Origin of the sequence: Yersinia bercovieri ATCC 43970 (genome assembly GCF_013282745.1) — a bacterium.
Lineage (GTDB): Bacteria > Pseudomonadota > Gammaproteobacteria > Enterobacterales > Enterobacteriaceae > Yersinia > Yersinia bercovieri.
The window spans coordinates 2,960,157-2,980,560 of sequence record NZ_CP054044.1 but is presented as its reverse complement, the minus strand read 5'-3'; the positions used below and the strand labels follow the sequence as shown (position 1 = coordinate 2,980,560).

Sequence of the window (20,404 nt, the reverse complement as noted above, 5' to 3'; positions counted from 1 at the left end):
GCACACTTAAAAAATAAGCTGAGATTACTCATTATTCATTTATCTACTCTAAAGTTTACATCAGTAATGTGCCTGATTACAGGCATAAAATATCAGCAACTATTTCATTTACTAATGATTAACAAGAAGAGTTGAATGAATATTACACTATTAAATAAAGTAAAACCTTATAAAACCAGAGCGACATTGTAATTAAGTATTATTTTCAATAAGATTATTATATAAGTCTATATAACTTGAAACCATTTTCTCAGAAACAAAATAATCTAAGTAGCGAGCTCGTGAATTGCGGCCAAACTCTGCAGAGAGTTCAATATTATTCCATAAGTTATCCATTGCAACTCTTAGTGCTTTATAATCTGATGGTGGTACAACTAACCCCGTTTGTTGATCAATATTAATAAATGTCGTACCTGTTCCTATTTCACTTGAAATTAAAGGTTTTCCATACATCGCGCCCTCTAATAAGGTAATACCAAAGGCTTCTGAACGTAAATGAGAGGGGAAAACCACTGCATAACAAAGCGTTAAAAGAGCGGCTTTATCTTCATCAGAAACAGCTCCCAGGAAATGAATATTCTCAATTTTCAACTCTTCAGCCTGGTGTTTTAATTCAGACTCGATAGGGCCTGCACCGACAATAACAATCGGATAAGTTGAGTTTTTTGCAGCTTCGATAAGTATATGCAAGCCTTTATAATAGCGGAAAGCACCGATAAATAAGAAAAAACGCGGGCCGATTTTATTCTTCCAACAGTCAAGGCGTTCAAGTGTTGGAACAGGATAGGACTTCTCATCGAGACCATAGGGAATAACACTTACTTTATGAACAAATTTCTTCAATGTAATACTAGTCGCAACATAATTAGGTGAAGCAGCAACAATATGTGATACATCATTAAGAAATCCATTCATTAATGGCGTGTATATTTTTAACATGTTCTTCTGCTTTACAATATCAGAATGATAACTAACAACAGTAGGCTTTTTTATTCCCGACAAAAAATGGACCATGTCCATAAAAGGGAATGGAAAATGATAATGAATAATATCAGCTTGATTAGCTAATTTTTTAAAATCTTTCAATGCTTGAAATGAGAAAGGTGTAGAAGCGAGCTCAAGATTAATTGGGGAACAATATACGCTATGTGAACCTATCTTTTTATTTATAATACTACCTCGTTTACTTAAAGAGAGTACTGTAGAGTCAATACCTCTACGCGCCCCCCCTCGCATAACTGAAAAATAACCTGTTCAATGCCACCGAATGAGTCAGGGTAATAAGTTTTATAAAAATGCAGTATTTTTAGCATTATATTATTATACCTGTCGATAGGCTTTTATTGTTTCCTGAGCACACCGCTTCCAGGAGAAGGTATTAGCTCTGGAGAGTCCAGCAGCTATTGCATTATTTCGCCAATTTTCATCTTCCAGACTTTTAATGATAGCAGCAGTTAGCCCCTCTACATCCAAAGCATCGCACATCAAACCTGACTCACCTAGAACCTCAGGCAATGAAGCTGCATTTGAGCAAACAACGGGGACACCTGATGCCATAGCCTCAAGAACAGGTAAGCCAAACCCCTCATATAATGAAGGAAATAGAAACGTCCTTGCGCCAGAAAAAAGCAAAGGAAGATCATCCGAACTTAAATAACCAAGGTATAATAGCCAGCCTTGTTGTGTGGCTAATTCAAAACGGCGATGTAACGCTTCACTATTCCAACCAGGAAAACCACAGATAACCAACGGATAGAAAGTACGTATTTCTTGAGGAAGACGTTCATAGGCATCGAGCAACGTTGCAATATTCTTTCTTGGCTCAATGGTTCCAGTAAACAGCGTATATTGACCGACAGTGAGCCCTAACTTTGTCATTAATTTTTGCAAGATTACATCATCGCGAGGATAAAAATCCTTATTACTAGCTAAGGGTGCTGAGACAATTTTTTCTATAGGATAATCAAAATACTCGGCTAACTCTTTACGGGTAAATTCAGAGTCAGTAATTAAGACTTTCGCCCTTTTTAGTGTGAGTAATAACTCTTTTTTCATATATTGCACACGATTTTGAGGGTGACACTGTGGCCACTTAAAAATCGAAAGATCGTGGAAAGTTGCGACAGCATTATCAACTCGAGGGGGTAAATAAAAATTGGTGCTATGGTAAACAGAATCCTTATAAGAGCTTAATGCCATGCTTTTTAACCACGTCGCAGAAAGGTGATACAGCTCAATCCCAATTGCACTATTTTTTACCGCGGTTTTTAACCCTGAAGCAACACTCGACTCAGTCTTAACAATTGGTAAATCACGGGATATTTTTCCACCCTGTAAAAATAGGAGTTCTGAGATGTCATCATTATTTTGCAACTCTCGGGCTAACTCATATGTATAGCGACCAATACCGGTCAGCGGATATTTAATAGAGTCAGTAGAAAAAACTACTTTCATTATTTATTTTCCAGCATCCAACGTAGTGTTTGTTCTAATGGTGGCGTATCCCAGCCATCAATAATGCTTTGTAATTTACTCGCATCACCACATAGTATTTTTACTTCATTAGCACGAACAAAGGCTGGATTAACATGAATAGCTAGGTTATGCGAGGTTATTTCTTCACATAGGCTAATCACTTCACGTAATGAATAGGCCCGACCAGAACAGACGTTAACAATCTCGCCAATAGGTTTGGCTGCTAATAGACCTAAATATGCTTTTGCTAATGCCCTAACATCCGTAAAGTCGCGCCATACATCTAAATTTCCTAACTCTATTTGATCGGCTTTACGTTTGAAGTGAGAAACTATTTTAGGCAGTAAGAAATTATCTGATTGCCCAACACCAGTATAGTTAAAGGGACGAACAATGATAATGGGTAATTTATCAGACCATAATTTAGCCATATACTCCATGGCTAACTTGCTGACGGCATAATCATTAGCAGGATTTACCACGGCTGTTTCACTCAACATGCCAGCTTGGGTGTTACCATAAACATTAGCACTGCTGGCAAGTAAAACTGCGTCTATAGTGTCGGAAATCCTATTCAACGCGGCTAATAAATTCCTGGTACCAACAACATTAACATCATAAAAAGCGCCTGGATCGCCATGTCCGACAAATGCAATGGCAGCAAGGTGAACAACAAAATGAGGTCTCACCTGCTCAATGATAGAAGTAAGTCTGTTAGCATCAAGTAAATCTACTTCAAAATAATCAGGTTCATTTGATGGCTGTGAGCCTAAACCAAACACCCGGTAACCAGCAGCGGATAATTCCACTGCCATGTAATGGCCCGTAAATCCCTGGATACCGGTGATCAGGGCACGCTTGCCATTCATTACCATCAGAATGAGAAACCTTGTTGGTTACGGCGAAGGTCTTCTTCAACCATCATCTGACAAAGTTCTTCTAAGGTTGTTTTCGGTTCCCAGCCAAGCACATCTTTAGCTTTTTGCGGATTACCAATCAACAATTCTACTTCTGCTGGACGGTAGAACTTAGGATTAACTTTAACTAAAGCTTTCCCTGTGGCGACATCAATCCCAACTTCATGCTCATCCTTACCTTCAAAGCACAAATTAAAACCAGCAGCCTTGAATGCCATAGAAACAAAATCACGTACCGTTTCAGTACGGTTGGTTGCCAAAACAAAAGTATCAGGGATATCTGCTTGCAGCATACGCCACATACCTTCTACATACTCTTTGGCGAAACCCCAATCGCGTTTAGCATCCATATTCCCTAATTCCAGAATATCCAGTTTGCCTAATTTAATTTTTGCGACTGAGTCAGTAATTTTGCGAGTCACAAATTCACGACCACGTAGCGGAGATTCATGATTAAACAGAATGCCGCTGCAACCAAAAATACCGTAGCTTTCACGATAGTTAATTGTCATCCAGTGTGCATACAACTTAGCGACACCATATGGGCTGCGGGGATAGAACGGCGTATCTTCAACTTGTGGTATAGCCTGAACTTTACCAAACATTTCAGAGGTAGAAGCCTGGTAAAAACGAATTTTAGTATTAACAATACGAATAGCTTCTAACAGGTTCAGTGGACCAATACCGGTAATTTCGGCGGTTGTAGCTGGTTGGTCAAAAGAAACACCGACAAAACTTTGTGCAGCAAGATTATACACTTCAGTAGCTTGCGTTGTCTGCAACAAGCGAATACTGGCAGAAAGATCGGTAAGATCATACTCAACTAAGTGCAAATTCGGGTGTTTATCAATACCTAGCTCTTCAATCCGCCAAAAATTAACAGAACTTGTACGACGATAGGTACCATAAACTTCATAGCCTTTCTCAAGTAATAACTCAGCGAGATATGCGCCATCTTGACCTGTAATACCAGTTACTACCGCTTTCATGTGTATATCCTTTAATTTCTAATTAGATGCGACACTTAACTCAACATTAGTTGTACTTATCACTTTACCAGATTGGAGCAATTTACACTCCATAAAATATACACCCGGTTCATTTGGTGGGAATAGAGGAATCCAACTACTATTTCTAGTATTAAAATACTCTTCTCTAATTTTCACTGAACCAGAGTCAATTATCTGCATTTCTATATCAAAATGTTCACTTGATTTATTGAGTACAATGATACGACGAAGATGAATGGGACCGGAGATAAGTTCAAATGATGGTTGCATGAATGTAAATTTATTTACATCTACGAGTAAACAAATCGGCCTCACTTTCTCATTCATTTTTTGCACTTCAGTCATTTTTACTTTTTCTAGACCCTTTTTATATTCAAGAATTTTATCAGGATCCTCTACAATTTCATTAAATCCATTTTCTAATGAGTCATAATAGTTTTGAAAATCAAACTCTACTGGAATGACATCACAAGGCCAGTCAGATGGATTTCCTGGCCAAGAAAAACATCTATACTCTTTAATGGAGAAATTATTAGGGAAATAGAACGTAGCAATATTAAAATAAACACTCCATTCATCCACCCCTTTGTTTTTATCACTAGCCAAATATTTACCGTAAATCTCGTTCACTAATTTCTTATTTATTATTTGCGGCATATGTGATGAATAAGCCTTCGTATGAAAACCATACGACTTAAGCAACTGAGCTGTTTTTAAAAGACCGCGATCATAACTACTTCTATTTGGGTAACTGCCAAGCCAAGATTCAAGCGAATTATAATAATAATAGCAGTTGTGAACATTATTACTTCTGAAGTATTCCTCACTTATGTTATTAAGTGCAATATAATCATCATCAGCTGCAATAAAGTTATCTTTTATGACTACTTGAGTATAAAGCTCTTTCCTCAATAACGTATTTCTTTCTTGGTGATCTAATATACTGAGACCAATATCGGCAAGAATATCTTCGTCACAAAAAACATGTGGTGAGAAACCTAGATTAGAAATCTCCGCTTCAAAATCGTTTACATACTCTTTTTTAGTTAAGACAACGATTTCATTAATGAATTTCATCTTATCTTTCAAAGACTTGATGCTTAATCTAAATTTATTTATATCTATAGAAATATAAACCGCTTGATTAACCTTCTCTTCGAAAGAATAATCGGCGGCGCAATTCTCTAGCTCATCAATTTTAGATATAATTGAACACGCAACAGTATCCCAAGAAGTATACTGAAAATCCTCTGCCTTATTTTTTAGTACAGAGTAAAAATCATCTGAATGGATAACATCTGTGAGTGCTTTTTCTAGTTCTATATTATTATTTAGATCGAAAACAAATGCAAACTGACTGACAACTTCTGGCAAAGCCCCGCCATTAGATACAATTGTCGCCGCACCAAACGATAATGCCTCCATCGCTGGCAAGCCATAACCTTCATAAAGAGATGTCGTGATATAAGCTCGACATCTCTTATACAAAAATGCTAATTCTTCATCGCTAACATCATCGAGCCAGAATATATCTTTATTATATCTAGGGTGAGAAGTAAGTTCCTCGACAAACTCATCAATATTCCATCCCTTACGACCAACAATAACTAAATTCGTATTTCCATTATCTATTTTTAGAAAGGAGGAAAGTAACTGCGAATAATTTTTCCTTGGTTCAAGAGTACCAACAGCAAGAAGAAAGTTATTTTTTAGTACATGCGTGAGTTTTTTATCTATCTGAGATAATTTTTTTATATCTATTTCTTCATGTACGGGCAATGGGCCCAAATCAATTACTGATCCATCCTTTGATACACCTATAAAATCTCTACTAAAATCATCAAGTTCCTTTTTTACAAAGTTAGAAATTGAGAATATATAATCACTATATGCAATTTTAGCATAGAATGATTCAATGTAACTTATTACAGTATTCTGATGAGACCAAGCGGAATTAACTAATGGCACACTATCATAATGTAGGTTGTATATTTTCACCCCTTTTCTCTTGAGAATCTCATAGAGAAACTTTCGATTAACACCATCACTCCAAGCAGCATCAATATCGAAAAATATATCCCCCTGTTTCAGTTCATTAAAATTAAACGTAAGTAGCTTACATTCTTCATCATATATAGCGTGGCTGATACATTCGTAGTCACTAATTAATTTGAACTCTGAATTATTATTATCATAAGTGATGAATTTGTAATTTATATTTTTTGACAAAAACTCACTTAAAGTAACAACAACACGCTGAATCCCAGTTTTACGTTTACTACTGAAAGTACTAGTAATATTAACATAAATCATAAATTACACCAATTCTTCAAATTATTCCCAGAAGCTTTTTTATATTCTTCACTTTGCTGTATTACCATGCATAAATGTCTTATTGGCTTACTTCTAACTATATCATTTTCAGGCATTCTATTTAGCAGTACAATATACAAAGCAGTTGCTGCAGCTATATTCTCATTGTTTTCAGAGAATAATTCGTCAAGTGGCTTATTAAGATACAAAGCTTCTTTAATTTTTAAAATCCAAGTATCCGTACCAACGGGAAGACTAGAGTTTAAATGTTGAAAACCATTACTTTTAATCACATCTTGGAGGTAATTAATATAACTATCAGTCGACATCATATTTATATGATTTACTTCTGAAACCAAGTCGAAATGATTAAGTTCATTGAGGTTGTCTGCCGTTTTATTTTTACTAGCTATCGCAAGTTCTTCTTGAGCTTTTTTATTTTTGTTGAAATTATTCACTTCCGTGTTAAAGATTACTTCATCATATTTCAATTTCAAAAAAACCGCACTACTTGGGTTTAATTTTTTCAATAATAAATATGCCTTAATGGCATATTTATTATTCCTAACAGAAATAAGCTTGGCATTATTACTATTACTTATTTTTTTTGTACGTTGTTTATTTATCTTTGAAGAAATAAATCTGAACGGTGCTGTAAATTTCCATGAGTTACTTTTGTAAATAAGCTCAATTCTATTTTCAAGCATTGCCAACTCTTTCGTTCGGTCTTCAATTAGAAGCTTAAATTCTAACTGAACATCTTGTAGGCTATTCTCTAATAAATTAATTTTCTCTTCTAATAAATTATAGTTTTCTTTACTTTCTTCAAATTTTGCCGCGGTTTTTTTATCATATAATTTGGATAACTTTTCTAAATTATACCCTGATTTTCCACCCAAAATTTCTTCTATATTAACATCAATAGCATTGATATCTTTTTTCTGTGCAATAACTGAATAATCAAAACTAACCCCTGTAATGACATCATATAAGCCAAAATCGGCTTTCTCCATTAATCCTTGCGGATGTTGCAATCGCATGATATAACTATTTCTCAACCCATAATACTCACATAAGAAATTGAGTAAAAGAGCAGGAATAGGTTTTTTATGTGTGGGATCAAGATAAAAATTATTTGTCCCGACGATTATATTCTCAGCGTTTGGTGTTTCTAAAATCAAAATCCCACCCGGTTTAAGTGCACGAATAGCGTTATCAATAACGGTACATAAGTCATCAAATGCTATATGTTCAACAAAATGGAATGCAGTGATTATATGATACTTCTCAGCCTCACAAGAGTTTAAAAAGGAAATTGCATCTACATTTCTAACTGAGAAATTTCTAATTCTACATTCCTCGAGCATCGCATCATCCAGATCGATACCAAAAGTTTCAACCCCAAGATCTCTCAGAAGTGACATCCACTCCCCTCGACCACAACCCAGATCTAAAGAAGTTAATCCTCCATGCAACTCTTTTATCTTTTCAATTAAAGGAGAGTAAACCATTAATCTTTCTTTAATTGAAGCCTGCGAACCTCTATATTTATCTTCAAATGCACGATAAAAATCAGCCATTATTTGCAATACTCTACAGTTGGGGGTATCCAAGAAGAACCAACAAAATTATTTTTAGATGTATTAACAATAGTAAATACAAATGCTAAATCCTTCCATTCATAATTTTTACTTAAATGGTTATGCCCCATATGAGCTGCGACGGAAACCGAATAATTTCCTTCACCTATGTTTGCATCAAACGTGAATTTGTAATGTATAGTCTCGCCTGCCATTACTTTATCTATTACTTTAGAATGATAATAAGTATTTGTGCCAAAAATCTCTTCTCCTAATCTATTTTTGATCAAATAACCTACGCATAAATCTTTTAAATCTCTATTTACGGCCAGTTCGATTTTCAAAGTGACACGCTGACCAACAGTGATAACTTCTATTGGTTTACCATTTACATCAGTAATATTGACGTGTACAAACGTAGCATCACCATTGCCAGAAATAGTTTGGATATTTCCATTAGAAATATTTTGTGAAGCATTCACTTTTCCGCTGTTATCAGATAATAACGCATTATAATAATCGAGAACGGCTTCAGGTTCTCCTTCCATTATTTTCTGACCATTAGAAATTAAAATAACTTTATCACAAATATTTTGAATCGCTTGCTTGTCGTGAGAGACAATAAGCAAGGTTGTACCCTGTTTTTTAAATTCTTTGATACGCTCAAAACTTTTATGTTGGAAGTAGGCATCTCCAACAGAAAGAGCCTCATCAATGATAAGTACATCAGGTCTTACCGCAGTGGCAACACTGAATGCAAGCCTTACTTGCATTCCACTGGAATACACCCTGACAGGCTGATCAATATAATCCCCTATTTCAGAAAATTTTATTATTTCAGGCATTAACTTTTCAAGTTCAGGTACACTTAAGCCTAGAAGTTGGCCAGACATAAAGACATTTTGTCTACCTGTAAAATCTGGATGAAATCCCATACCAAGCTCTAATAGAGCAGCTACACGGCCTCTAATTGTAACGTCACCCTCCGTAGGAGTTGCAGTGCCGGTAATCAATTTTAATAATGTACTCTTTCCCGCCCCATTTATACCTATTATTCCAACCGAATCCCCAGGATTAATATTAAAATTAATATCTCTGAGAACCCATTTGAGGGAGTGGTATTTTTTTGCCAATATCCATTCTTTAAGTCTGCTTAATTTTGTTGGATATTGCTTATAGGCCTTACCTAAATTTTTTACTGATACTGAACTAATCATAATTCATCTACCATATCGTTTCCATATTTTTTAAACAAGCCTAATCCCAATATAGAAAATATCACTATAGCTATTACTGCAGGCAGTAAATTGCTTAACAGGGGAGCTTCACCAGCAACAAATATTTTTTGTGCGGAAATAACCAAACCCGTTAACGGATTATAGTGAATGATATTTTGAACCCATATAGGTAAAATAGAAACAGGATATACTATTGGTGTTAACCAGAACCAAAATTGGAGTATAACTATTATGAACTGACCAACGTCCCTGAAAAAAACATTGAGTACAGCTATAATCATTCCCAAACTTATAGAGAATAGAAGAGTCAGTAACACTACAGGAATAATAAATAATATAGACAACCCTTGTAGACTGTTCGAAACCACAAGAAAGATAAAGAATATAGCAAATATCAAGAAGAAGTTAATGGTACTGGTAGCTATTATTACAACAGGCAAGCATATTTTGGGGAAATTAATCTTCTTAATTAGATTAGCGTGTCGTATAAAAACCGTCACACTTTTTGATATAACCTCTGAAAATAAATTCCACAGTATAATCCCTGAACAAAGATAAATACTGTATGCTACATGACTTGGATTTCCTGGTAACTTAGCTTTCATTATTGCAGAGAAAACGATTGTATATACAAGTATCAATGATAAAGGTTGAATAATGAGCCAAAGAGGTCCAAGTATACTAGATTGATATCTTGACTGAAATTCTCGTCTAGACGAACCAATTATAAAGCCTCTATAGCGATAGATGGCTTGCAACATCTCTTTCACAATTATTTTCCACCTAGCAGTGCTAATATTTCTTTTGTCTTATTCTGCATCAGTACCATACTCCCCATCGACTCAACATTTAAGCGGACCACTGGTTCTGTATTAGACACTCTTAAATTAAACCGCCAATCACTATACTCGATACTTACTCCATCCGTTAAATCAATAGTAACAGCGTCGAGCTCGTAAATAGTTCTAATTTTAGTAATACTGTCTTTAGCATCTTTTAGTTGGAGGTTAATTTCACCTGACGCAGGAAACTCTTGAATACGATCACCCACTAATTGACTCAAGGATTTATTCTTCACACATAATAACTCCGCAACCAGCAACCATGGAATCATTCCACTGTCACAATATGCGAAGTCTCTGAAATAATGGTGTGCGCTCATTTCACCACCATACACTGCATCTTCTTTGCGCATACGTTCTTTGATAAAAGCATGTCCCGTTTTTGACATGACTGGAATACCGCCTGAATTTTCAACGATATCAATCGTATTCCAGGTTAAGCGAGGGTCATGAATTATCTTGGCACCGGGTTCTTTCTTTAAAAAGGCCTCAGCCAGTAATCCTACAATATAGTAACCTTCAATGAACTTTCCATTTTCATCAAACAGGAAACAGCGATCAAAATCGCCATCAAATGCAATCCCCATATCTGCACGAGACTCAATGACTAACTTTTCAGTATCAGCGCGACATTCAGGTAATAGCGGATTGGGAATACCATTTGGGAAGTTACCATCAGGATGGTGATGAAGTTTTACGAATTCGATGGGTAGATGCGCAGCAATAAAACGTTTTTCTATTTCATCAATAATATGCCCTGAAGCGCCATTACCAGAGTTAATGACTAATTTTAGTGGGCGAGTGAAGTTTTTAAAATCGATATAGCTCATTAAGTGATCAACATACTCTTTAAGTATCGAGATTGTTTTATAGCTACCTCTTTTACTCTTATCGACCGGCTTAAAATTATTTTGTTCAGCCAATTCTTGTATATCGCGTAAACCAGTATCACCACTTATTGGCTTAGCATTATCTCGAACTAGCTTCATACCGTTATAATCGATTGGATTATGACTAGCTGTCACTTCTATTCCGCCATCGACTCCTAAATAAAAAGTAGCGAAATAAATTTCCTCCGTACCACTTAATCCAATATCCAAGACATCACTTCCAGCATCCATCAGTCCTTCAGCCAAGGCCATTTTTAAGGGTTCACTTGTCAAACGAACATCACCACCGACAACAACTGTTTTAGGCTTTAAATATTCACCGAAGGCTCGACCAATGCGGTAAGCAATATCTTCATTTAATTCTGAACCCAACTGACCACGGATGTCATAGGCTTTAAAACAAGTTAACGTCTTCATTGTTTCCCTTAAATCAGCAGCGGCCATAATGATCTTTAATTCTAATAATATCGTCATCACCCAAGTAAGATCCTGACTGAACTTCAATCAATTCAAGTGAAATTTTACCTGGATTTTCCAGCATATGAAGAGAACCAATAGGAATAAATGTAGACTGGTTTTCTGTGATTAAGAATGTTTTATCCCCAATCGTTACTTTTGCCGTGCCCGACAATACAATCCAATGCTCGGCCCGATGATGGTGCATCTGCATAGAAAATGCACCGCCAGGCTTAACCGTGATGCGGTTAACGTTGAAGCGTTGCTCATTAACAACAATATCGCAACGGCCCCAAGGTCGATAAGTTTCTCTATGACGGCGATATTCACTGCGTTTGGTTTGCTTAAGATGTTCAACAATTTTTTTAACATCTTGAACTTTAGATTTATCTACCACCAGTACCGCATCTTTCGTGCTGACAATAACCAAATTGTCAACACCTACTGCAGCGACTAATTTTTCATCCGTATTGATATAGCAATTCTGTGTATCGTGTAAGAATGTATCACCCGTTACGGCGTTGCCCGACTTATCTTTCTTGCTGACATCCCATAATGCGGACCAGGAACCGACATCACTCCAGCCCGCATCAAGTGGCACAACAACGGCGCTGCTAGTTTGCTCCATTACGGCATAGTCAATTGACTCATCTGGGCAAGCACTAAATCGATCTTTATCGATAGTGATAAAGTCTTTATCCGAATCCGAATCTTTGATTGCTGCTTTGCAAGCATCAAGAATATCTGGCCTGAATTTTTCCAGTTCTTGTATATACCGTTTGGCGCGGAACATAAACATACCACTATTCCAGTAGTACTCCCCCGAATTGATGTATTGTTCTGCGGTATCTAAATTAGGTTTTTCAACAAAGCGCTTAACTTTAAAAGCTTCAGATATATCACTGAGGATCACATCACCTCGATGAATGTAGCCGTAGCCGGTTTCTGGACCTGTTGGTACAATTCCGAAAGTGACCAAACAGTCTTTTTCAGCAAATGGGGTAGCGCGGGTAATAGCTTGGTGGAAGGCGTCGCAATTATTGATAATATGATCAGCAGCCAACACCAACATTATCGGATCGTCACCTTGAGAAATAGCATTGAGTGCAGCTAGTGCAATGGCAGGAGCAGTGTTACGCCCAATAGGTTCCAGAATAATATTATGTGATAATTTGTTTATTTGTCTTAACTGCTCTGCGACCAAGAAACGATGTTCTTCATTGCAAATCACAACTGGTTCTCTGACGGAAATTCCCTCTAACCGATTCACGGTCTCCTGTAGCATCGAATTCACCCCGTGCAGGCGTAAAAATTGCTTAGGATAAAGTTCTCTTGACATCGGCCACAAGCGACTGCCTGTTCCGCCAGCCATAATCACCGGAAGTAACATTATATATCCTTAGTCACTATGAAAGATGCACTCAAATGAGAACGGTAATCATTTCATTTGAAATAATAACCAGTATATCTAATCGATTTAGCAACGCTACCGCCCTTAGCTTTGCAGCTACCTATAACTAACTATTCATATTTGCAACGCTTAATTGCATTGTGGGCTTACACTCAATTACACTATTGAGTTGAAAAAACACACTCACATAACTATTTTTTATGATTATCCATTATATGACATTAGTTTAAACTAGGAAATATCTGTTAGTTTCCCACTATTTTCCATAAGCACCCCTATATAGTTATAGCTTGTTTTCAATTGGTTACATTTTTTATTTACCTTGAGAAAATTTTTTAAATATCATCCATTTCTTATATTAAAATTTGAAAACCTCACGATTTGAGCACATGATTCACATCAGTGGCATAAGCCGTAGAAATAAAAGGTGAAACGCGAAATATGGAATGGATCGCAGATCCTACTATTTGGGCAGGACTGGCGACGCTGGTTGTGCTCGAAATTGTGTTAGGTATTGATAACCTAATATTTATTGCCATTTTAGCAGAAAAATTACCTCGCCATCAACGGGATAAAGCCAGAGTCACAGGTCTGCTGTGCGCATTGTTGATGCGTTTGGTGCTACTGGCCTGTATCTCGTGGTTAGCCACATTAACCGCGCCATTAGTTACCCTTTCCGGACATCCATTTAGTGCCCGTGACTTGATTATGCTCGTCGGGGGGATATTCCTGCTCTTCAAAGCCACCATGGAGCTTAATGAGCGCCTTGAGGGCAAGGATCATCAGCAGAACCAGCAACGCAAAGGCGCACGCTTCTGGCCTGTTGTAGCACAGATCGTGGTGTTGGATGCCATCTTCTCCCTCGACTCAGTGATTACTGCCGTCGGTATGGTGGATCACCTCGCAGTGATGATGGCGGCGGTCTGTATTGCGATTGGTTTGATGTTATTAGCCAGCAAGCCATTGACTCGCTTCGTGAATGCCCATCCAACCATTGTTATTCTCTGCCTGAGTTTCTTACTGATGATCGGCTTTAGCTTAGTGGCTGAAGGTTTTGGCTACCATATTCCGAAAGGATATCTCTACGCCGCGATTGGTTTCTCCGTAATCATTGAATCACTGAATCAGTTTGCTCAATTCAACCGCCGTCGCTTCCTGTCGACAGTGCGCCCGTTACGTGAAAGAACCGCAGAGGCGGTGCTGCGTATGCTGAGCGGTAAGCACGAAGAGGCGGAGCTGGATAACCACACCGCCAGCTTGATAGCAGACAGTAGCAGTGGCGGTCAGGAGGTGTTCAATGAGCAGGAGCGCCGGATGATCGAGCGGGTATTAGGGCTGGCACAGCGTACCGTCAGTAGCATCATGACATCACGCCATGATGTTGAATATCTTGACCTTAATGATCCACCAGAGAAGTTGACTCAACTACTGACGAAAAATCTGCATACGCGAATTGTGGTCACTGAAGATAGCTCAACAGATGAACCGCTAGGTGTTATTCACGTCATTGATCTGTTGAAGCAGCAGTTATCAGGCGAAAAACTCGATTTGCGGGCGCTGATTCGCCAGCCATTGATTTTCCCTGAACAAGTTTCACTGTTGATGGCATTGGAACAGTTCCGTCAGGCGCAGACCCATTTTGCCTTTGTGGTCGATGAGTTCGGCTCCATTGAGGGGGTAGTCACCCTGACCGATGTGATGGAGACTATTGCCGGGAATCTACCGGTGGCGGGTGAAGAGTTGGATGCCCGCCACGATATTCAGCAAATCGAGGATGGCTGCTGGATTGCGAATGGCTATATGCCACTGGAGGATTTGGTGCTCTATCTGCCACTGCCGATTGATGATAAACGTGAATATCATACATTGGCTGGATTGTTGATGGAGTATAGCCAGCGGATACCTCAGGTGGGCGAACAGTTGAAGATTGGTGACTATCTGTTTGAACCACTGGAAGTGAGCAGCCATCGTATCTTGAAGGTGAAGATAACGCCGCTGAAAGCCCCAGATCCTGATTATGAAGTGTAACTGGCTGACTATTAAATTAAGTCGAACAAACAGATAAAAAAGCCGGGTTGCTTTATGGAGTCAGTTCATATCGCTCCCGGCTTCAGACTGCTGACAAACGCCGATGACGGCGAGGGCAGGCAGAAGAGTAAAGCGTCCGCGCCATCGGGATGATTTTACGCCGTCTTTACGATCTGCCTGTTCTCTCCGCTGTGGGCACTTTGCCAATAACCTCCGCTTTATGATTCATGCTGCGGATATTATAAGTGCACAGGCACCAGAATTTCAGTGGCCACAATCACCACTACCAACCCCACCAACACCGGCACAGAGGTACGTTTCACCACTTCAAAAGGTGAGATTTTTGCCATACCGGCGACTGCCACCACCACACCCGACACTGGGGATAAGGTACGTCCCAAATTCGAGGCTTGTAGCATCGGGATAACCAGATAAGCCGGATTTATACCCATTTGCGCCGCCAGTTTTGGGATCAATTCGACAAACGCATAAAACGGCGCATTACCTGAACCGGTTGTCATTGCCGCTAACATAGTGATCACCACCAGTACCAGCATCATAATAATGCCACCAGTGCCAAAGGATTGAGCCAATCCAATCAAGCCGCTGATAAAACCGACGGTACTCAAGCCCTGCGCAAATACCCCAGCGGCGACCAACAGCATCACCACGGTGGCGAATGCATCAGCCATACCACGGTAAGCGACCTCAAGGCCGGTAAATACGGTTTTTGCGCTGAAACTGCGGATAAACTCAATCACCGCGGCAACCAGCATACAGATAACCAAGACCGTGATGATATGCAGCTCCGGCCCCCACTTACCATCAAAAATCAGCACGCCAATAATGGGGGTGAAAGGTAAAATGGCATAAAAAGCTGGCGCATTGGTGGTGATGTCGTTGACATCCATCATCTCATGCTTCTCCTGGCTTTTATTATCCAGATAGCGCTGCCAGAAGAAGTGGGCGATAGCCATGCAGACAATCGCGGCAATAGAGATGGGTAAGGTGGTTTTGAAGGCGAAATCGACCAGTGGCATTTCAGAGGCTTTGGCCGCCAGCACCACGTCACCAGAGGTCGGGGCCAGAATAATGGCTGCCGGTGAGGCGCAAATGGCTGCTGCTGCGCCACGACTAATGCCCACATTGACCATCACCGGGAATAGCGTCGCCATTAGCAGCACCCCTAGCCCGGTTGCAGATGAGACCGCCAAAGACATCAGGCAGGCCACAATATAAGCGGCAACCATCAGTAAATAGGGGGAGTTGATCATTTGTAGTGGTTTGGACGCAATCTTGACCACCACATCATTCGCACCGATATGCGTCATATAAGCCGCAAAACCGCATAACATCATGATCATCATGCCGAGATCGCCACCACGGCTCATCAGCAGGATTTTGACATACTCAACGATGTCCGTCGCACGCCAACCGGTTGAGGTCGCGCTGGCGGGCAATACGTTTTTGCCCATCAGGGCGCTGATAATTAATAGTAATAACCCGCCGACCATCAGCACACCGGTTGCTGAATAGCCCTTAATGATATAACGGCCTACACCAACGGCCACGACAATCCCAATCAAAAGATCTAACATATACCCTCTCTCACCGAATACTCGCCTGTTGCTGTGTATACCCTGTATTTTTGGCGCTGCAATATTGTTCGCGATACGCCAAATGCTTTAGGTATAAGTCTTTATTGTTGTTAAAACGCATAAATAATTGTTAAAACGCAGAAATAGCTCTGCACTCTGCCCATAGTCCATGGGCGAGTTTATGACATCTATCAATTATTCGCAGAGATTTTAGAAACAAATATCAATTTGTGAGCAGAAGGGAGAATTTTATATTTAGAACAACGAGATTGGCGAACAAGAGTACAACAGAAATATAACAAACAAGCCATCATCTCCGATAAGCATAGCGACTTATCGGAGACCGCTCGCGCTTTAAAGTTTATCGATCAACTTTTTAAGATCCTGACTACCGCGACTGGACTGATTACGCTCAGTCCAATCATTGAGTGCTTTTTTAGCGCGTTGCTGTAATTCACCACGCAACAGTTGCTCGACATTCAATTGGTAGCTGAGCTGAGTCCATGGCCCATATATACGCAGTGGAATATCGGTATTTTGTAATAGCCTGACCAAGTTATCTTGCCCACTCCAGCCTTCCAGCACCCGCACAGACAAATTCATGTCACACTGTTGTGCCGGTAAATTGAGCGCGCCGCTACCTTTAATGGCGATCAGCTCTGAATCCGCGATGAGATTACTGATTTTCATTGCCCCACGATTGAGGGCCAGATTCGCTTGCAGCTGTTTAACCTCCGTGTAACGCTCATAGCGGTCTTGACCTTTAACATCACTGGAGCTGCGGGTAACCGCTTGCTGAATAAGCTGCTGGATATTCAATCCCTCCAACCGTGCACTGTTCATGCTGAACTGCGCATCACCTTTCCAGCGGTGGTTGAATGACTCAACATTGAGGCCATCCCCCGACAACTGCGCCTTCAGGGAGAATTTACCCGTCATGACCTTTGGTAAGCCCGCCGCCTGTAACACCGGTGCCAGTTCCATATGATTTATCACGGGATTGACACTCGCCAGTACCTTTTTACCCGTCACATCCAGTGTTCCAGGCAGTGAAAAATCACCGCCCAACCCACTGCCCGTTAAGCGGCTAATCTGCACATCACCACGCTGATTTGCCCCTTGCAGATGCAGTTGATTGACGCTAATTGCGCGATAAACCAGATTATTTGCAGTGAGCGAGATTTGTGCGTTGAAGTCACGTAACGACTGCAAGTCCTGCCCGACATCCTCATCGGCCTGGATCGCGATAACCGGAGCTGTCACGGTAGACTGTTTGCCCGCATCTTTACTGACTGCAGCACTTTTCGACTCCCAACCAAAGATAGTGTCAAGGTTGAGATTATCGGCGGCAAGATTGATGGTGTAATCGGGGATGTCGCCCAGAGTGGCTTTAGCACTCCCGGTCAACTGGTTGTTATTGGCAGAGAAACTCAGCTGGTTTAACAATAATTGCTGAATATCACTTTGATAGCTGGCTTGTAATGTCCCCTCACCACTCACGCCACCAACAGGAATATCCGCACCTTCCAATTTATAGGCGAATTGGCTGATATTGGCGCTGAATTGCTGCGGGTAGTGCCGCATATCGGCATCAGCGACCATGGAAAAAGTCACATCCCGCTGATTACGGTTAACGCGGCTAGACAGGGTGATATGCACTTGGCGCTGATCGTCTTGTTTCAGTTCAAGATTGAGATCGCGAACATTGACCTGATCATTATCTGTTCGCTGCCAGATTAGCAGGCTATCGGCTATCTGCACTTTATTGATATCGAGCTTCCAGGCGCGGTGCTCATTGAGTGGTGCACTGCCGGATGGCGCTACAGGTGCGCCGGGCTGCTGCTGAGCCTCACTATCTGGGGTTAAGCGGATAACCGCCCCTTTCAGCATCACCTGTTTGACATCAAGTTGATGTGACAACAGCGGCCACAGTTTGACATCAAGGCGCATGTTTTCAGCACTGACAATCGGCGCTGTCGCGCCCGGTGCGGTTAGTGCAGTTCGGCCAACAATGATGCTGAGTTGTGGCCAGACATGCCAACGTAAATCGCCCTCTAATTGTAGGTGATAGCCACTTTTCTTCTCGACCTGTTTGACCATGTAAGCACGGAAATCATTAGGATTTACCAGCAATACTAATGCGCTCATTCCTGCCACAATGACAACCAGCAGGATAATTAACGTCGTCAGCAATCGTCTCATAACATCCTCTGTTGTCTAAACAAGCTAAAAGTCTAAACAAGCTAAAAGTCTAAACAGGCTAAAATCTCAGCGAGAAAAATGGCTAGTCTTTATCAATCCTACTGGCCACAGCACCTTGTTGACCTCGATATTTTGCATCCTGACGGCTATTGTAAGGGCGGGCGGCCGGGCCGGAGAGTGGTTCAAAACTCAGTGCGCCAATGAGCATTCCTGGGCGCAGCGCCAACGGCAATTTACCTGAATTATAGAACTCCAGCACGATCTTGCCTTGCCAACCGGGATCAATGCGGTGTGCCGTCACATGCACCATCAGCCCAAGGCGGGCTAATGAGGAGCGACCATCAAGCCAGCCGACCAGATCATCGGGGATAGTTACTGACTCCAACGTCACCGCTAGTGCCAACTCCCCCGGATGCAGGAAGAATGCCTCCCCTTCTGGCAGATTGATCTCATCACTCATGACCCGTTCTAGCGCGGCGCTGACTTCATCTTTCGGGCCGCTTAAGTCAATAAATGCCGCCGTGTGGCCGGTGAAAACACGAAACTGATTACCTAAGCGAACATCGACCGTGGCACCATTGATACGTTCTACCGGTGGACGAGGATCAATACCCAATTTACCGTTGTCCAGCCAAGCTTCTATGTCACGATCGCACAGTCTCATTGCCAAAATCTCCATCAAAATTCACATGTTACAGCTGCATACTACGAAAACTGCCATATTAAGCAGCAAAGATCCAGACTAACATTACTCAAAGAACTGACTGATTTTCGCTTTTAGAATATCGATCGCAATTCGGTTCTTGCCGCCACGCGGAACAATAATGTCAGCATATTGTTTGGAGGGTTCGATAAATTGCAGAAACATTGGGCGCACAGTTTTCTGGTATTGAGCCATAACTGAATCCATTGAGCGGCCGCGTTCATTAACATCACGCTTCATCCGGCGCATCAGGCAGATATCTAATGGCGTGTCGACAAAGATAGAAAAGTTCATCTCTTGGCGCAGGCGAATATCGGTTAGCAGCAAGATCCCTTCCAGAATAATGACTTTTTTCGGCTCTAAATGGACGGTCTCTTTTTTACGGGTGTGCTCAGTGTAGCTGTAAAGCGGTAATTCAACGGACTTACCCGCTTTCAACGATTGCAAATGTTCCAGCAATAAGTTGTGGTCCATGGCGCTGGGGTGGTCATAGTTGGTTTTAACCCGCTCTTCCATCGACAGATGACTCTGATCTTTGTAATAACCATCTTCAGGGATGACACCAATATGTTGGTCACCGACCTGATCGCGCAATTCACGATACAAGGTGCTGGCGATAAGACTTTTACCGGAGGCAGAGGCACCGGCTATCCCAATAATGACGCACTGGTGTGCTTTGTCAGTCATAAAATTAAAGACCTGATTACGAAGTGTGAGGGGGAGACAAAGCACGTGAGGTGC

At 40.6% G+C, this 20,404-nt stretch carries 14 protein-coding genes and 1 pseudogene; 1 reads left to right on the top strand and 14 read right to left on the bottom strand.

Going from position 1 to position 20,404, the window contains the following annotated elements; translation table 11 throughout:
- Positions 1-192 precede the first annotated feature (192 nt).
- From HRK25_RS13390 to HRK25_RS13345, 10 genes and pseudogenes are all read right to left on the bottom strand, one after another.
- Positions 193-1,313 (bottom strand): annotated as a pseudogene (locus tag HRK25_RS13390) (glycosyltransferase family 4 protein).
- A gap of 7 nt (positions 1,314-1,320) precedes the next feature.
- Positions 1,321-2,454, bottom strand: coding sequence for a glycosyltransferase family 4 protein (locus HRK25_RS13385; protein ID WP_005277311.1), 1,134 nt, complete (start codon positions 2,452-2,454; stop codon positions 1,321-1,323).
- Positions 2,454-3,344, bottom strand: a complete 891-nt coding sequence (locus tag HRK25_RS13380; protein ID WP_032898526.1) for a GDP-mannose 4,6-dehydratase — start codon at positions 3,342-3,344, stop codon at positions 2,454-2,456. The genes HRK25_RS13385 and HRK25_RS13380 overlap by 1 nt, the downstream gene beginning before the upstream one ends.
- Before the next feature lie 5 nt (positions 3,345-3,349).
- The gene (gmd, locus tag HRK25_RS13375) at positions 3,350-4,381 is read right to left on the bottom strand and encodes a GDP-mannose 4,6-dehydratase (protein ID WP_005277315.1); all 1,032 of its coding nucleotides are present in this window, start codon (positions 4,379-4,381) and stop codon (positions 3,350-3,352) included.
- An 18-nt stretch (positions 4,382-4,399) separates the two neighbouring features.
- Positions 4,400-6,715 (bottom strand): glycosyltransferase family 4 protein, encoded by a 2,316-nt coding sequence (locus tag HRK25_RS13370; RefSeq protein ID WP_032898518.1) that lies wholly within the window; start codon positions 6,713-6,715, stop codon positions 4,400-4,402.
- Positions 6,712-8,295 (bottom strand): class I SAM-dependent methyltransferase, encoded by a 1,584-nt coding sequence (locus HRK25_RS13365; protein ID WP_005277320.1) that lies wholly within the window; start codon positions 8,293-8,295, stop codon positions 6,712-6,714. The genes HRK25_RS13370 and HRK25_RS13365 overlap by 4 nt, the downstream gene beginning before the upstream one ends.
- Positions 8,295-9,509 (bottom strand): ABC transporter ATP-binding protein, encoded by a 1,215-nt coding sequence (locus HRK25_RS13360; RefSeq protein WP_032898528.1) that lies wholly within the window; start codon positions 9,507-9,509, stop codon positions 8,295-8,297. Before HRK25_RS13360 ends, HRK25_RS13365 begins: the two co-directional genes overlap by 1 nt.
- Positions 9,509-10,294 (bottom strand): ABC transporter permease, encoded by a 786-nt coding sequence (locus HRK25_RS13355; protein ID WP_005277323.1) that lies wholly within the window; start codon positions 10,292-10,294, stop codon positions 9,509-9,511. Before HRK25_RS13355 ends, HRK25_RS13360 begins: the two co-directional genes overlap by 1 nt.
- An 11-nt stretch (positions 10,295-10,305) precedes the next feature.
- Entirely contained in the window at positions 10,306-11,682 is a 1,377-nt protein-coding gene (cpsG, locus tag HRK25_RS13350; RefSeq protein ID WP_005277326.1) for a phosphomannomutase CpsG, read from the bottom strand.
- A gap of 13 nt (positions 11,683-11,695) precedes the next feature.
- Positions 11,696-13,111, bottom strand: coding sequence for a mannose-1-phosphate guanylyltransferase/mannose-6-phosphate isomerase (locus HRK25_RS13345; protein ID WP_032898520.1), 1,416 nt, complete (start codon positions 13,109-13,111; stop codon positions 11,696-11,698).
- Positions 13,112-13,573: 462 nt separating this feature from the next.
- On the opposite strand from HRK25_RS13345, the gene HRK25_RS13340 reads away from it, so the two are divergent.
- On the top strand, positions 13,574-15,160 hold the full coding sequence (locus tag HRK25_RS13340; RefSeq protein WP_005277332.1) for a TerC family protein: 1,587 nt from the start codon (positions 13,574-13,576) through the stop codon (positions 15,158-15,160).
- Positions 15,161-15,399: 239 nt separating this feature from the next.
- On the opposite strand, the gene dcuC is transcribed toward HRK25_RS13340, so the two are convergent.
- The 4 genes from dcuC to udk all read right to left on the bottom strand — a co-directional run bounded on the left by dcuC (position 15,400) and on the right by udk (position 20,350).
- Positions 15,400-16,758, bottom strand: coding sequence for an anaerobic C4-dicarboxylate transporter DcuC (dcuC, locus tag HRK25_RS13335; RefSeq protein WP_005277334.1), 1,359 nt, complete (start codon positions 16,756-16,758; stop codon positions 15,400-15,402).
- 354 nt (positions 16,759-17,112) lie between these two features.
- Complete coding sequence (gene asmA, locus HRK25_RS13330) at positions 17,113-18,960, bottom strand: outer membrane assembly protein AsmA (protein WP_032898522.1); 1,848 nt, start codon at positions 18,958-18,960, stop codon at positions 17,113-17,115.
- A gap of 82 nt (positions 18,961-19,042) precedes the next feature.
- Positions 19,043-19,624, bottom strand: a complete 582-nt coding sequence (gene dcd / locus HRK25_RS13325; RefSeq protein WP_032898523.1) for a dCTP deaminase — start codon at positions 19,622-19,624, stop codon at positions 19,043-19,045.
- Positions 19,625-19,708: 84 nt separating this feature from the next.
- Positions 19,709-20,350: a uridine kinase gene (gene udk, locus HRK25_RS13320; RefSeq protein WP_005277347.1), complete on the bottom strand. Its 642-nt coding sequence runs from the start codon at positions 20,348-20,350 to the stop codon at positions 19,709-19,711.
- Between the last annotated feature and the right edge of the window lie 54 nt (positions 20,351-20,404).

What these genes read in the sequence shown, in the direction of transcription:
- HRK25_RS13355 (WP_005277323.1), bottom strand. Translation starts at nt 10,294, where the DNA reads ATGTTGCAAGCCATCTATCGCTATAGAGGCTTTATAATTGGTTCGTCT.
- cpsG (WP_005277326.1), bottom strand. Translation starts at nt 11,682, where the DNA reads ATGAAGACGTTAACTTGTTTTAAAGCCTATGACATCCGTGGTCAGTTG.
- HRK25_RS13370 (WP_032898518.1), bottom strand. Translation starts at nt 6,715, where the DNA reads ATGATTTATGTTAATATTACTAGTACTTTCAGTAGTAAACGTAAAACT.
- udk (WP_005277347.1), bottom strand. Translation starts at nt 20,350, where the DNA reads ATGACTGACAAAGCACACCAGTGCGTCATTATTGGGATAGCCGGTGCC.
- HRK25_RS13385 (WP_005277311.1), bottom strand. Translation starts at nt 2,454, where the DNA reads ATGAAAGTAGTTTTTTCTACTGACTCTATTAAATATCCGCTGACCGGT.
- dcd (WP_032898523.1), bottom strand. Translation starts at nt 19,624, where the DNA reads ATGAGACTGTGCGATCGTGACATAGAAGCTTGGCTGGACAACGGTAAA.
- asmA (WP_032898522.1), bottom strand. Translation starts at nt 18,960, where the DNA reads ATGAGACGATTGCTGACGACGTTAATTATCCTGCTGGTTGTCATTGTG.
- HRK25_RS13365 (WP_005277320.1), bottom strand. Translation starts at nt 8,295, where the DNA reads ATGGCTGATTTTTATCGTGCATTTGAAGATAAATATAGAGGTTCGCAG.
- HRK25_RS13340 (WP_005277332.1), top strand. Translation starts at nt 13,574, where the DNA reads ATGGAATGGATCGCAGATCCTACTATTTGGGCAGGACTGGCGACGCTG.
- dcuC (WP_005277334.1), bottom strand. Translation starts at nt 16,758, where the DNA reads ATGTTAGATCTTTTGATTGGGATTGTCGTGGCCGTTGGTGTAGGCCGT.
- gmd (WP_005277315.1), bottom strand. Translation starts at nt 4,381, where the DNA reads ATGAAAGCGGTAGTAACTGGTATTACAGGTCAAGATGGCGCATATCTC.
- HRK25_RS13380 (WP_032898526.1), bottom strand. Translation starts at nt 3,344, where the DNA reads ATGAATGGCAAGCGTGCCCTGATCACCGGTATCCAGGGATTTACGGGC.
- HRK25_RS13345 (WP_032898520.1), bottom strand. Translation starts at nt 13,111, where the DNA reads ATGTTACTTCCGGTGATTATGGCTGGCGGAACAGGCAGTCGCTTGTGG.